At 74.7% G+C, this 12,884-nt stretch carries 11 protein-coding genes; 5 read left to right on the top strand and 6 right to left on the bottom strand.

The genetic code is table 11. From position 1 onward, the window contains the following. Nucleotides 1–10: 10 nt before the first annotated feature. The 3 genes from ABZU32_RS12295 to mtnK all read left to right on the top strand — a co-directional run bounded on the left by ABZU32_RS12295 (nucleotide 11) and on the right by mtnK (nucleotide 4,410). On the top strand, nucleotides 11–1,741 hold the full coding sequence (locus ABZU32_RS12295; RefSeq protein ID WP_354920823.1) for a LodA/GoxA family CTQ-dependent oxidase: 1,731 nt from the start codon (nucleotides 11–13) through the stop codon (nucleotides 1,739–1,741). Beyond that, nucleotides 1,738–2,949 carry a tryptophan 7-halogenase gene (locus ABZU32_RS12290; RefSeq protein ID WP_354920820.1) on the top strand — a complete coding sequence of 404 codons (1,212 nt, stop codon included), beginning with the start codon at nucleotides 1,738–1,740 and terminating at the stop codon, nucleotides 2,947–2,949. The genes ABZU32_RS12295 and ABZU32_RS12290 overlap by 4 nt, the downstream gene beginning before the upstream one ends. Before the next feature lie 207 nt (nucleotides 2,950–3,156). Then, a complete protein-coding gene (gene mtnK, locus ABZU32_RS12285) occupies nucleotides 3,157–4,410 on the top strand; it encodes an S-methyl-5-thioribose kinase (protein ID WP_354920817.1) in 1,254 nt (417 codons plus the stop codon). 46 nt (nucleotides 4,411–4,456) lie between these two features. Here the strand turns inward: mtnK and ABZU32_RS12280 are convergent, their stop codons facing one another. Both ABZU32_RS12280 and ABZU32_RS12275 read right to left on the bottom strand, forming a co-directional pair. Beyond that, nucleotides 4,457–5,482, bottom strand: a complete 1,026-nt coding sequence (locus ABZU32_RS12280) for a nucleoside hydrolase (protein WP_354920814.1) — start codon at nucleotides 5,480–5,482, stop codon at nucleotides 4,457–4,459. A gap of 29 nt (nucleotides 5,483–5,511) precedes the next feature. Then, nucleotides 5,512–6,837 (bottom strand): hypothetical protein, encoded by a 1,326-nt coding sequence (locus tag ABZU32_RS12275; protein WP_354920811.1) that lies wholly within the window; start codon nucleotides 6,835–6,837, stop codon nucleotides 5,512–5,514. A gap of 376 nt (nucleotides 6,838–7,213) precedes the next feature. Here ABZU32_RS12275 and ABZU32_RS12270 point away from each other — a divergent pair, with 376 nt between their 5' ends. After that, nucleotides 7,214–8,557, top strand: coding sequence for a lanthionine synthetase LanC family protein (locus ABZU32_RS12270; RefSeq protein ID WP_354846714.1), 1,344 nt, complete (start codon nucleotides 7,214–7,216; stop codon nucleotides 8,555–8,557). 27 nt (nucleotides 8,558–8,584) lie between these two features. Here ABZU32_RS12270 and ABZU32_RS12265 read toward each other — a convergent pair whose 3' ends face one another. The 4 genes from ABZU32_RS12265 to ABZU32_RS12250 all read right to left on the bottom strand — a co-directional run bounded on the left by ABZU32_RS12265 (nucleotide 8,585) and on the right by ABZU32_RS12250 (nucleotide 11,903). Continuing rightward, on the bottom strand, nucleotides 8,585–9,979 hold the full coding sequence (locus tag ABZU32_RS12265; RefSeq protein WP_354920808.1) for a HAMP domain-containing sensor histidine kinase: 1,395 nt from the start codon (nucleotides 9,977–9,979) through the stop codon (nucleotides 8,585–8,587). A gap of 94 nt (nucleotides 9,980–10,073) precedes the next feature. Next, entirely contained in the window at nucleotides 10,074–10,226 is a 153-nt protein-coding gene (locus ABZU32_RS12260) for a hypothetical protein (protein ID WP_354846709.1), read from the bottom strand. Between the two features lie 160 nt (nucleotides 10,227–10,386). Further along, nucleotides 10,387–11,085: an ABC transporter ATP-binding protein gene (locus tag ABZU32_RS12255; protein ID WP_354920805.1), complete on the bottom strand. Its 699-nt coding sequence runs from the start codon at nucleotides 11,083–11,085 to the stop codon at nucleotides 10,387–10,389. After that, the gene (locus ABZU32_RS12250) at nucleotides 11,082–11,903 is read right to left on the bottom strand and encodes an ABC transporter permease (protein WP_354920802.1); all 822 of its coding nucleotides are present in this window, start codon (nucleotides 11,901–11,903) and stop codon (nucleotides 11,082–11,084) included. The genes ABZU32_RS12255 and ABZU32_RS12250 overlap by 4 nt, the downstream gene beginning before the upstream one ends. Nucleotides 11,904–12,022: 119 nt before the next feature. Here ABZU32_RS12250 and ABZU32_RS12245 point away from each other — a divergent pair, with 119 nt between their 5' ends. Further along, entirely contained in the window at nucleotides 12,023–12,847 is an 825-nt protein-coding gene (locus ABZU32_RS12245) for a DUF1206 domain-containing protein (protein ID WP_354920799.1), read from the top strand. Nucleotides 12,848–12,884 lie beyond the last annotated feature (37 nt).

The raw sequence follows: 12,884 nt of genomic DNA, 5'->3' as shown, positions 1-12,884 counted from the left end.
ACCCGCAGCAATGTCGTATCGAATCCATCCGGCCGTCGGCGTCGTCCGGGTCGGCAACAGCCCCGAGTTCTACCTGGCCCCCGAGCGGCCCGGCACCCTGCCGGTGCTGCCCGGCGGCGGCGCGTTCACCCCAGCCGACTTCCGGGACGCGCGGGGCGCGCTGCGGCGGCAGGGGGAGCGGTTCGAGGTCTACCTCTACCGCGACGAGGCCGACCCCGGCCGTCCCGTGCGGCCGGGTGAGGACGGGGTGGAACGCATCGAGTGGACCGTCCACCTCGCCAACAAGAAGGCGATCTGGTACGAGTTCATGGTCAACGCCGGCGAGTCGGGGTACGCCCCCGACCACCCGCTGCGCAACGCGGCGGTCACCGACCCCGCCGAACGCCAGAAGATGATCATCGATCCGGGTCCGCGCACCCTGAAGGGCCCGGGCGAGTCGGTGGCCTTCTCCCGGACCGACAACCCCGGCGGCTATCCGATGACCTTCCCGCCCGAGGACCTCAAGCCGGCCACCATCGACAGCCTCGGCGAGATGCGCACCGACGAGCTGGGCCGGCTCATCGTGCTCGGCGGGTTCGGCTCCTCGGGCAGCGCCGACGCCGTCCCGGTCGCCGACGACTACGCCAACAACGACAACTGGTGGGACGACACCTCCGACGGGCCGGTGACCGCGCGGCTGATCATGCGGGACGGACGGGAGGTGGACGTGGACGACTCCGCCTGGGTGCTGGCCGTCCCGCCCCGCTTCGCCCCGGAACTGAGCAACCTCGTCACGCTGTACGACACGATCAGCGACATGGCGGTGCGCAACCTCGGGACCCGGCCCGAGGTCTTCGCCGACGGCTTGTGGCAGCGGGACTTCACCCCCGACTGGGAGGGCGACATCAAGCCCATCCTGGAACGAGCGCACCACTACGGGTGGGTGGTCGCGATCCCCACCCACCCGCACGACATGGACTTCGGCAAGCTCGGCGACCCCTCCCCGGTCTACGCCGGGATGCGGCGGTTCTACCTGGACCTCATCCGGCCGCCAGACGCGCCCGACCGGTTCGCCTCCCCCGACAGCGGGCTGCCGCTCATGCCCTTCCTGGCCGGGGACAACTGCTTCGAACCGGGCCCGCTCTCCTCGCGGTACCTGACCCTCACCCGGACGCAGTTCTTCTACCTGCAGCAGTGGGCCGCGGGGAACTTCACCACCAAGGGGTCACCCGAACCCTCGCCCGGCGCGCTGCGGGACCGCGTCGCGCTGGAGAACTGCGTCGGCGGCGCCTTCTCCCCGGGCATCGAGATGACCTGGATCTGCCGCAATCCCCGGCTGTACTCCGCGCCGTACCGCATCCGCCGCAAGACCGGGGTGCGGCCGCCGCTGTCCCTGGGGCAGGACCTGGACCAGGGCCTGGAGCCGGGAGACCTGTCCAAGTACATGGCGGTGCCCTGGCAGGCCGACTTCAACGAGTGCTCCGAGCAGCAGGTGGGCGACCGGTTCCTGTGGTGGTGGCCGGTGCAGCGCCCCGACTTCGTCTACGTGGAGGACACCGGTGGCCTGCGGCAGGTGGCCTGGGTGGGCTCCGACGGGGACCAGAACGCCGACGACTACGTGCGGTTCGCCGACGACGTCGAGATGGTCGAGCTGTGGCATCGGCTCGGGTTCGTGGTCAACAAGGGCACCGCCGACGACCCGGTCTTCGTCGAGGTCGAGCGGACCCTGCCCCGCGACACCGCGCCGCCGGAGGGTCCGTGAGCCGCGAAATGGACGCGCGGCGCGACCCGGCCGCGGTGGACGACCTGCCCATGCCGGATGACGGCGGGACCGCACCGGGCGAGGTGGCCGTGATCGGGGCCGGGCCCGCCGGGTGCGCGGCGGCCATCGCGCTCCGGTCCGCCGGCGTCGCCGTCACCCTCCTCTGCGGCGGGCGCGATGAGCCGGTCCGGATGGGCGAGTCCCTCCCCGCGGAGGCCCGTCCGCTGCTGCGCCGGCTCGGCGTGTGGGAGGAATTCGAGCGTGCCGGGCACCCCCCGTCGCCCGGCATGGCCTCCGCGTGGGCGGGGGAGGACCTGGCCTGGCGGGACGCCTTCACCGCCCCGCTCGGCGGCGGATGGCTCATCGACCGCGGCCGCTTCGACGCGAGCCTGGTCGAGGCGGCCAGGTCGGCGGGGGTCACCGTGGTCGACGGAGCGCGTGTCACCGCCGTGCGCCCGGAGGGGGCGGGCTGGCGGCTGTCGATCGCGCCGCCGCGGGGCCCAGGCGGAGGGCGAGCGGCGGAGAGTCCCGCCGGACCCCGCGGGCCGCGTGGGCTACGCGCGGGGTTCGTGGTGGACGCCGCCGGGCGGGCGGGCGTGCTGGCCCGGCGGCACGGCGCACCGCTGCACGCGGACCGGCTGATGTGCGCGTTCACCGTCCTCACGGGGTCCACCGGCCCCGCGGAGCCGCGCGCGATCCGGCGGCCGGTGATCGAGTCGGCCGAGCACGGCTGGTGGTACGGCGCGGACGCCGGCGAGGGCCGGACGGCCGTCGGCCTGTTCAGCGACGCCGACGTGTTCCGCCGCGCGTCGGCCACGAGCGCGCGGAGCTGGTACGACCTCCTCCGGCGTACCCGGCACGTCTTCGACCTGCTCGGCCGCCCCGGTCCACCCCCCGCAGTGCGGACCGTCCCCGCCGCCTCCCACTGCCTCACCCGCCTGTACGGCCGGAACTGGGTGGCGGCCGGGGACGCGGCGAGCGCGTTCGACCCGCTGTCCTCGGCCGGCGTCGTCGCCGCCCTGCGATCCGGCCTCGGCGCCGCGACGGGGGTGCTGGCCGCCCTCGACGGCCGGTTCGACGCGCTCGCCGCCTTCCAGCGGCGCACCCAGGTCCAGTACACGTCCTACCTGCTGCGACGCCGCGACCACTACGCGGCCGAGCCCCGCTGGCCCGGCGCGCCCTTCTGGCGCAGACGCGCGCCGGCCTGACCTCCTCCGCTTCCTCTGGCGACGGGTCCTGCCGTCGGCCACGCCGGTAAATCCCGCTTTTCATGCATGGATAGTGGACAATAGGGCCCGTGCGCGCCTACCATCCGAAGTGTCCCTTGTGACCTCCGCCGTCGAGCGCGTACGCCTTCGCCGTTCCTCGCGAACGATGTGATGGATCGTGCGTCCTGTGTCACCGCCGAGGAGAACATGACCGCCACGATCGGCACCGAGAGCGCCTACGAAGCGCTCACCGCCGACACCGTCCCCGCCTACATCGCCGGACGGCCCGCGCTGGCCGCCCACTTCGGCCCCGCGCGCGTCACCGGCGTGCGCGAGGCCGGGGACGGCGACCGCAACCTGGTGTTCGTCGTCGAGGCCGCAGGCGGGCCCGGCCTGGTGCTCAAGCAGTCCCTCCCGTACGTGCGCACCGACCCGACCTGGCCGATGACGCCGGACCGCAACGGGTTCGAGGCAGGCGCCCTGCGCGCCCACGGCTTCCTCGCCGGGCGGTACGTCCCGGCCATCTACGACGAGGACCCCGGGCGGCACGTCGTCGCCATCGAGGACCTGTCCGACCACCAGGTGTGGCGCGGCGCGCTGAACGAGGGGCTCCGCCACGAGGGCGCCGCCGACGACCTCGGCAGATACGCCGCCCGGGTGGCGTTCGGCACCTCGGTGTTCGGGCTCAGCGCCCCCGACCAGAAGGCCGCGCTCGCCGCCTCGGTGAACCCGCAGCTGTGCCGGATCACCGAGGACCTGGTGTACACCGAGCCCTACGTCCGGCACGAGCACAACCGGGTGCTGCCCGCCAACGAGGCCGACGTGGCCGCCTACGCGGGCGACCCCGACGTGCGGGCCGCGGTAGGGGTGGCCAGGCTGACGTTCATGACCAGCGCCCAGGCGCTGATCCACGGCGACCTGCACACCGGCTCGGTGCTGGTGCGCGCCGCCGAGCCGTGGGCGCCGCGCTCGACCAAGGCGTTCGACGCCGAGTTCGCCTTCTACGGCCCGGCCGGCTTCGACGTCGGCACCCTGTGGGGCAACTACGTCCTGGCCGCCGGGCGGGCGCTGGCGCTGGGCGAGGAGGACCATGCCGCCTGGGTGCTCGGCCAGGCCGAGCAGACCTGGCAGGCCTACCAGCGGGAGTTCAGGGACCTGTGGCCGACGCGCGTCTACCCGCGGGTGTTCGGCGACACGGTGCTGCGGCGCTTCCTCGGCCAGGCGCGCGAGGACGCCGTCGCCGTCGCCGGCGCGGAGGCCGCCCGGCGGGTCATCGGCCTGGCCAAGGTCTCCGACCTCGCGACCCTCCCGGAGGAGCCGCGCGCCCGCGCGGCGCGCGGCGTCCTGCGCGCCGCACGGCTGCTGCTGGTGGAGGGCCTGCCCGAGGGCGCCGGCCTGGACGCGGTCGCCCGGCTGTTCGACCGCGTCGGGGACGCCGTGGCCGCCGCGGCCCGGGGCTGAGTCCCGGGCGCATCTCGCGGCCCGGGCGTGGCCACGGCCCGACCCTTCAGGTGCTGGCCCCGCTCGCGTCGCCGGGTGCGGTGGTCCCTCCGGTCAGGGCGGTGAGGAAGCCGCCCAGGAAGCGGGCGGTGTCCACGGCGGTGACCACCCGGGTGTCCGGGGCCGGCTCGTGCGGGAAGGGCGCGGGACGGCCGTCACGGGCGCGCATCAGCCGTGCCCGCCAGAGCGGCCCGTCCGGGAGTACGGCGACGGGCCCGAGAGCGGTCCCGGTCGCCAGGGACGGATCGAGCAGGATGCCCGCCGCCAGCGGGTCGTGCAGCGGGACGCCGCCGCGCCGCCCGGGGCCGTCGCCGAGGCGCAGGTAGGCGCCGAGGATCGCGGCGGCGAAACGGGCGACGGGGGTGCCCGCCGCGTCCAGGGCGGCGATCCCCTCCGGCGGCAGGACGGCCGTCGCGGTGACGTCCACCCCGAGCATGACCAGGTCGGCGCGGGGTGCGGTGGCGACCGCCCGGGCCGCGGCGGGGTCGCGGGCGATGTTGCTGTCGCGGGCCAGCCGGTCGCCGGGGAGGTCGTACGGGCCGGAGCCGCCCATCACCACGACGGAACGATACTTTGTAAAGAGCGCCGGGTCGGTGCGCAACGCCAGCGCGAGATTGGTCAGGGGGCCGAGCGCCAGCAGGTCGAGTTCGCCAGGGCGGTCCCGGGCGAGGCGGACGATCAGCTCCGCGGCGCTCTCGCCGGTCACGGCCGGCATGGGCCGGGGCAGCCCGTGACGGGCGAGGGGGGCGCCGAGCCCGTCGGTCCCGTGCGTCCCCCGGGGGACGGAGGGTGCGCCCGGCAGCGGCCCGGCCGCGCCGCGCGCCACGGGCGGCGCGAGCCCGAGCAGGCGGGTGACGCACCCGATGTTGCGCGCGACGTCCCGCTCCGGACGGTTGCCGGCCACGGACGTCACGGCGGTGATCTCCACCCGCGGGTGCCCGGCCAGGTAGAGCAGCGCGCAGGCGTCGTCGATGCCGGCGTCGGTGTCGACGACGACGTGCCGCGTGACGTCCGCTCCGCGAGGGCCGGTCATGCGGCCCGGCTCTCCCGCCCGGTCGGCCTTCATGTCGCCGTGCGCGGGGGAGGAGCCGGGCGCGTGGAGCCGCCGGCCGGGGTGCGGGCGCCGGGAGCGGCGAACACGCCGGTGGCGGAGGCTCCAGGCGTGGCGGGGATGCCGGGCATGGAGGGGACGCCGGGCGGTGCGGGGAAACGGGGCGGGACGACGGCGCCGGAGACGGCGGCACTCGGAGCGGCGGAACCTGCAGTGGCGGACGCTGGGGCGGCGGAACCTGGGGCGGCGGCATTCGCAGCCGCGGCGTGCGGGGGGGTGGCATCGGGGGTGGTGGAGCCGCCGGGCGGGACGGCGAAGTGGTCGGCCACGCGGGAGGGCTCGAAGGCTCCGTGCTCGGTGACGATGCGGGTGATCAGATGGGGCGGTGTCGCGTCGAAGGCCGGATAGTAACCGCGGGTGCCCTCGGCCGCGGTGCGCGTGCCGAGGACGTGCAGCACCTCCTCCCCGTCACGGTGCTCGATCTCGACGTCCGCGATGCCGGGGGACAGTGGGTCGGGGGCGTGGGCGAGCACGTACATCGGCGCGCCGAAGGCCCGGGCGGCGAGCGCCACCGCGAGCGTTCCCACCTTGTTCACCACGTGGCCGTCCATGGTCACCCGGTCGGAGGCGGTCATCGCGACGTCGGCCAGCCCGTCGGCCAGCGCCGAGGGCACCATGCCGTCGGTGATGACGGTGGGCCGGTAGCCCATCTCCACCAGCGTCGCCGCGGTGAGCCGCGCCCCTTGCAGGTAGGGGCGGGTCTCGGTGCAGACGAACTCCAGCCGCTTTCCCATGCGCTCGGCCGCCCGCACGGCCGCGACCAGGTAGGCGTCGCCCCAGCAGTGCGTGAGCACGCGGGCGCCGTCCTCCAGCAACGCGGCGGCGTTGCGGCCGAGCGCGTCCGCGCCCGCGCGGTAGGCGGCGTCGTGGGCGGTCGCCGCCTCGGCGACGGCCGTCACCAGTTCCTCCCCGGAGGCGAGCGCCAGCGGCCCGTCCACGGTGGCCGCCAGGATGGCGGTGACGGCGTCGCGGATGTGGTTGTTGGTCGGCCGGGTGGCGATGAGCCGGCGGCCCGCGGCGCGCAGGCTCTCGGCGGCGGCTCCCGGCCCGGCGCGCCGCGCCTCGCGGGCGGCCAGGGTCATGCCGGCGGTGGCGGCGAACAGCGGGCCGTGGCTCTGGGTGACCATCTGCTCGATGGCCACCGCGACGTCCTCGGCGGTGGCGCAGTGCACCCAGCGGCGCTGGAACGGGTAGACCCTGCGGTCAAGGATGTCCACCCCCTCGTCGGTGGTCCGTACCGAGTCGGCCAGAATCGGTGTGTCGCCCGTGCCGCTCACGTGGCCATCCCTTCATCGAGACCGTGTCGGGTTCCAGAGTGCCCGGCGCCCGTCCCGCTGCACACCCGGCGCCGGCGGGCCCGGCCGATCGAACCGGCTCGCCGAAGGGGATGAACGCCGCAAGTGCCCCAGCGATTATCCATAGTCTCCTGCCTGGCAGAGCATGGATAAGGGGGCATCCCATCCGATCGGGCCGGGTTCGCGGGGAAATATGGCTCAGGAGGAGCGCTGGAGGCTCCTGCGGGGCCGGTCTCTGTGAGATTGTTTCTGCTGCGGGCGGTGATGGGGCCGGCCGTGTGCCGTGACCGGATGCCGAAGCATTGTCTAGTTTTCCTACCAAATACATAGGTAGACTGGGCCGCGCAGAGGAGGCGACATGAGCCCGGACCCAAGCCACCCGTCGTGGCCCCGAGGCGAGAGCCCGCTGGCCGCGGCCATCTCCACCGGTCGCTGGATCCGGTCGGCCGCCGTCGACGACGAACGCGGGCGCCACTGGCGCGCCAACCCCGACCCCGGACGACGCTCGGCCCGGTCCGGCCGGCCCGGCTCGTTGTACGCGGGCGCCGCGGGCGTCGTGCTGTACTTCCTGGAGCTGGCGGCGGCCACCGGTCACGAGGCCTACCTGGAGGAGGCCAGGAACGGCGCGCGCTACCTGGCCGCCACCTGGCGGGAGGAGGCCGACCTGTCCCTCTACCACGGCCTCACCGGCATCGTGTTCGCGCTGGCCGAGGCCGGGTGGGCCACCGGCGAGGAGAGCTTCTCGGTCGCGGCCAGGGACGCGGCCGACCAGGTGGTGCGCCGCGCGCGCCGCCTGCCCTCCGGCGTCGGCTGGACGGGCGACCCGGCGCAGCGCGGCGACGGCGGCATCATCCTCGGCCTGCTGCACGCCGCGGGCATCCTCGGGGTTCCCGAGTACGAACGGATCGCCGTGGAGGCCGGCGAGCGCGTCGCCGGCCTCGTCGTCCCCGGGCACCGGTTCGGCGAAGAGGGCTGCGCCGACCTGCCGGTGGACGCGGTCACGCCCGGGTTCCTGTCCGGCACGGCCGGCACCGCCTTCCTGCTCGCCCGCCTGTACGGTGTCACCAGGGACGAGCGGTTCCTGCGAGCCGCGCGCCGGGGCGCCGACTTCGTCCGCACCGTCAGCGTGGTGACCGACAAGCACGTCTTCGTTCCGCACCACGTCCCCCAGGGACGCACCCTGCACTACCTCGGTCTGTGCTCGGGGTCGGCGGGGGTGGCCCGGCTGTTCTACGAGATGCACCGCGTGACCGGCGAGCAGGGCCACCTCGACTGGATGGAGCGGCTGGCCGCCGGCATCGCCTGCAGCGGCGTCCCGCGGCGCCGCACCCCCGGCTTCTGGAACGTGGCCTGTCAGTGCTGCGGCGCGGCCGGGCTGCTGGAGCTGTTCGTCGGCCTGTGGGCCGCCACCGGCGCGCGGTCGCACCTCAACTTCGCCCAGCTCCTGGCCGACGACCTGATAGGCCGCGCCACCGGGCACGACGACGCCGGCCACCGCTGGTACCAGGCCTACCGGCGGCTGCGTCCCTGGGAGGTCACCGCCGACACCGGGTACATGATCGGCGCCGCGGGCATCGGCTCGGCGTTGCTGCACCTGCACGCCGCCACGACGGTGGCCGAGCCGCGCCGGGTCATCCTGCTCCCGGACAATCCCTTTCCGGCCATCCCCGTCCCCGCCTCGGCGCTGCGCGGCCCCTCCTGAGCCGCGGGGCCGGCCCTTTCCGCGCCCTCAGACCGGCTCGACGTGCCGCGGCCCGAGCGGGAGGCGGACCACGAAGCGGGCGCCGCGCTCGCTAGGCTCGATCGTCAGGCAGCCGCCGGTCGTCTCGGCGATCTGCCGCGCGATCGACAGGCCGAGCCCCGTGCCGCCGGCGTCCTTGCTGCGCGCGGCGTCCAGGCGGGTGAACCGCTGGAAGATGATCTCCCACTTGTCCGGGGAGATGCCGGCCCCGTCGTCGAGCACCTCGATGATGGCCGTGCCGTGCGAGAAGCGCGGGTCGCCGGGCCGGTCGCCGATGCGCGTGCACACCTTGACGGTGGCCGAGGTCGCGGCGTGCCGCTCGGCGTTGTCCATCAGGTTGGTGAACAGGCGGGCCAGCCGCACCCTGTCGCCCATCACCACCACGCCCGGCTCCAGCTCCTTGCCGATCCTCAGGCGGCTCTGACGGCGCTCCAGCTCGCCGGCGACCAGTTCGGCCAAATCCACCGGCTCGCGGGTGACGGGCGTGCCGGCGTCCAGCCGGGCGACCTGCAGCAGGTCGGACACGATGGCCTGCAACCGGTCCAGGCTGCTCAGCAACGAGCGGCTCATCGCGTTCACGTCGGTCTCGCCGGGGGCGAGCAGGGCCTCCTCCACCTCGGCGCGCATGGCGGTGATGGGGCTGCGCAGGTCGTGGGAGGCGTCGGAGGCGAACCGCCGCTGACGCTCCATCGCCTCCTCCAGCCGGTCCAGCGTGTGGTTGACGCTGTCGGCGAGGCCGTGGATCTCGTCGTTGGCGGCCGGCACCGGCACCCGCCGGCCCGGGCTGGTGGCGACGATCTCGTCGAGCTCGGCGCGGATGGCGTTCACCGGCGACAACGACCCGGTCACCAACCGGTGGCTGCCGTAGACGGTCACCGCGACGACCGACAGCACCGCGGCGACCGCGAAGGCGGCCAGCAGCGGGTGGACCCACGGACGGATGGGCGGCGCGGCGGCGTAGACGATCCATTCGCGGCCGGCGTGGAAGGTCCGGCGGGCCACGACGATCTGGCACTCGCCGTGCGGGAAGACGCGGTCGCACACCCGGCGCACCGCCTGCTCCTCGCCCGGGGGAGGAGTGAAGGAGGCCATGGGCGGCTTGCCTCGCAGGATGTCGGAGGAGGCGGCGACCCGCCCCTGGGAGTCGACGACCTGCAGATTGCGCACCTGCTCGTGGGGGATCGGCGCGGGCAGCGTGCCCTGCTCGAACACCACGGTGACGCGGCGGGCCGCCGCGGCGACCTCCTCGGTGAGGTACTCACTGGCGTACCGGTTGACGGCCACCAGCATGGCCGCCGACAGCAGTGTGGACAGCAGGGCCGCGATCAGACCTGCGAACAGGGTGAAACGCCCCTTGACCGACCAGCGGTGCCACACGCTCACCGTGATCCCCCCTCTTGCCCCCATGACAAGTGCACCACACCCGTCGCACGTGGGTGTGGCAGGTCGCGGGGGGAAGCCGGCCGGCGGCGGGCCGCTAGTCTGCGGCGCGCGTGGCGGCCTCGGCGGCCTTGGCCGTCAGCGACCGCACCGCTTCGGTCAGATGGGCGACCTGGACCTCGAGGGTGTGGACCCGCGCTTCCAGTTCGCCGGCGCTGGGGGGCTGGTTGGCGACGATCTGCCTCGGCATCGGCGGCCGCTCCTTCCACGAAGTTCACAACGCGGGCCTGGCAACGCGGGGGTGTCCGTCGCGATCCCAGCTCTTTACCTCTGCCCACACAGGGGCGTGGCAAAGCACATCCGGCCCTATAAGCGTACGTGACCTCATCGCGGTGCTCCGGGAGCGACCCCTAGGAGGTCGTGAGGCGCGCGGCATAGCGGGTGCGGGGGTGGCGGGCGACCTCCTCGGGCGTGCCGTCCTGCACGACCGCGCCGTTCTCGACGACGACGAGCCGGTCGGCAAGCGCCGCGGCCTCCGCCGGGTCATGGGTGACCAGCACGCAGGGCCCAGCGAAGCACGACAGGTGGCGGCGCAGCAGGTTCCGCAGCTCCGGACGCGCGGGGTCGGCCACACCGGCCAGCGGCTCGTCCAGGAGCAGCACCCGGGGGCCGGCGGCCAGCGAGCGGGCCAGCGCCACCCGTTGCGCCTGCTCGCGTGACAGCTCGCCCGGCGTGGCCCGCGCCAGGGCGCCCAGGCCCACGTCGTGCAGCCAGGCGGTCGCGGCCCGGCGGGCCTCGGCGGTGCCCGCGCCGTGGCAGCGCGGCCCGAAGGCCACGTTGTCCAGGACGCTGAGATGGGAGAACAGCAGCGGGTCGCGCAGCACCATGCCGACCGACCGGCGGCCCGGCGGGCGTGCGTACAAAGGAGCGCCGTCGAGCAGGACGTACCCGCCCGCGGGGGCGGCGAGCCCGGCGACCAGGCGCAGGGCGGTGGTCTTGCCCGCACCGCTCGGACCGGCGAGGGCGACGACCTCCCCGGCGGCGACCCGCAGCCGCACGTCCAGCGAGAACGGCGGGTAGGCGGCGACCAGGTGGGCGTCCAGCATCATGCCGGGCCCGCCCAGCGTCCCCGCAGGCAGGCGAGGATCGCCGCCGGCACCGCCAGCAGCACCAGGCTGAGCGCGACGGCGGCCTGCGGGTCTCCGCGCAGGGCCAGGTAGACCGCGGGCGGCGCGGCGGGCGCGGCCGCGGCCAGGCCGCCGGCGAACACCATCGTCGCGCCGAACTCGCCGAGGGCCCGCGCCCAGCACAGCAGGGCGCCGACCGCGGCGCCGGGGGCCAGCAGCGGCAGGGCGACGCGGCGGAACACCGTCCAGGAGGAGGCGCCGAGCAGGGCCGCCGCCTCCTCGACGCGCGCGTCCTGCCGGTTCAGCGTGCCCTCCACCGTGGCGACCAGGAACGGCATCGCCACGAACGCCTGCGCGCACATCACCGCGACGGCGTAGGAGACACCCGGCGCGCCCGCCGGGCCACCCCCGCCCAGCGCCAGCAGCAGCGCCATCCCTCCTGCCACCGGAGGCAGCAGCAGCGTCAGCCTGACCAGGGCGCGCGCGGCCCGCCTGCCCCGGAAGTCCACGCGGGCGAGCATCCACCCCAGCGGGACCCCGGTGACCAGGCAGCCCAGCGTGGCGGCCACGGAGGTGACCAGCGACAGCCACAGCGCCCGCAGCAGGGCCGGTTCGGCGAGGCGGGAGGCGAGCCCCGCCCACGGCGCCCGCAGCACCAGTGCCGCCACCGGAAGGGCCAGCAGCACCAGGGCGGCGGCGGCCGGCGCGGCCAGCACCAGCGGCACCGCGGCGGGCCCGTCGTGGACCGCGCCGCGGCCCGCGCCGGTCAGCCTGCGGCGGGTGGTCTTCAGTACCCTCATGCCGCCTTCATCCCCGGCCGGCCGCCGCGCCACGCGAAGGCCCGGGTCCATGATCGGCATAGCACGTTTACTTCCCGGCTAAATGTGCAGAAGGGAGGGCGTATCGAAAGGAGCGGCCCATGAACTCCGTGGCCTCAGCAGGTCACCAGGCGCGCGGAGCCGCGCGGCAGGCGACCAACAGCCGGACCTTCGACCGTCTCGCCAGGTTCGGGATGGCCTGCCGGGGCGTCCTGTACGCCCTGATCGGCATCCTGGCGCTGCAGATCGCCTTCGGCGGCGGCGGGAAGGAGGCCGACAAGACCGGAGCCGTGCGCACGGTCGCCGAGCAGCCGTTCGGCACCGTCCTGCTGTGGCTCATGGCGCTCGGGTTCCTCGCCCTGGCCGTCTGGCAGCTGTCGGAGGCCGTGGTCAACAGCGGCCTGGACGTCCGGCACCGCGTGGAGGCCGCCGCTCGCGCCGTGGTCTACGGCCTGGTCGTCGGCACCGTTCTCAGCTTCCTGCTGCGCGGCACCACCGGGCAGTCGAGCGACCAGAAGTCCAAGGACCTCACCGCCACCGTCATGGACTGGCCGGGCGGGCAGTGGATCGTCGGTGCCGTCGGCCTCGGCGTCATCGGCCTCGGCCTCTACTGGATCTACTCAGGCGTCACCAAGAAGTTCTGCAAGCACCTGAGCACCGCCGAGATGTCGCCGGCCACCCGCGGCGTCGTGGAGAAGCTCGGCATGATCGGCTACTGCGCCCGCGGCGTGATCGCGGCGGCGGCCGGCGTCTTCTTCGTCCACGCGGCGATCACCTACAACCCCGACGAGGCCAAGGGCATCGACTCCACGCTGCGGTCGTTCGCCGACACCCCGCTCGGCCCGTGGCTGCTGGCCGTGGTGGCCGCCGGCCTGGTCGTCTTCGCCGCCTACTGCTTCTGCGAGGCCCGCTGGCGCCACACCTGAGCCGCCTTCGCGGTAGAGGACCTCGACGACGGACCCG

This window comes from Sphaerisporangium sp. NPDC005288, from assembly GCF_040607475.1.
GTDB lineage: Bacteria > Actinomycetota > Actinomycetes > Streptosporangiales > Streptosporangiaceae > Sphaerisporangium > Sphaerisporangium rhizosphaerae.
Note: the sequence above shows the minus strand (reverse complement) of the source record. Positions and strands in the feature narration are given on the sequence as shown.

Coding starts and splice junctions, on each gene's coding strand:
- ABZU32_RS12250 (WP_354920802.1), bottom strand. CDS start 11,903: ATGAGGGTACTGAAGACCACCCGCCGCAGGCTGACCGGCGCGGGCCGC.
- ABZU32_RS12245 (WP_354920799.1), top strand. CDS start 12,023: ATGAACTCCGTGGCCTCAGCAGGTCACCAGGCGCGCGGAGCCGCGCGG.
- ABZU32_RS12295 (WP_354920823.1), top strand. CDS start 11: ATGTCGTATCGAATCCATCCGGCCGTCGGCGTCGTCCGGGTCGGCAAC.
- ABZU32_RS12260 (WP_354846709.1), bottom strand. CDS start 10,226: ATGCCGAGGCAGATCGTCGCCAACCAGCCCCCCAGCGCCGGCGAACTG.
- ABZU32_RS12270 (WP_354846714.1), top strand. CDS start 7,214: ATGAGCCCGGACCCAAGCCACCCGTCGTGGCCCCGAGGCGAGAGCCCG.
- ABZU32_RS12280 (WP_354920814.1), bottom strand. CDS start 5,482: ATGACCGGCCCTCGCGGAGCGGACGTCACGCGGCACGTCGTCGTCGAC.
- ABZU32_RS12255 (WP_354920805.1), bottom strand. CDS start 11,085: ATGATGCTGGACGCCCACCTGGTCGCCGCCTACCCGCCGTTCTCGCTG.
- mtnK (WP_354920817.1), top strand. CDS start 3,157: ATGACCGCCACGATCGGCACCGAGAGCGCCTACGAAGCGCTCACCGCC.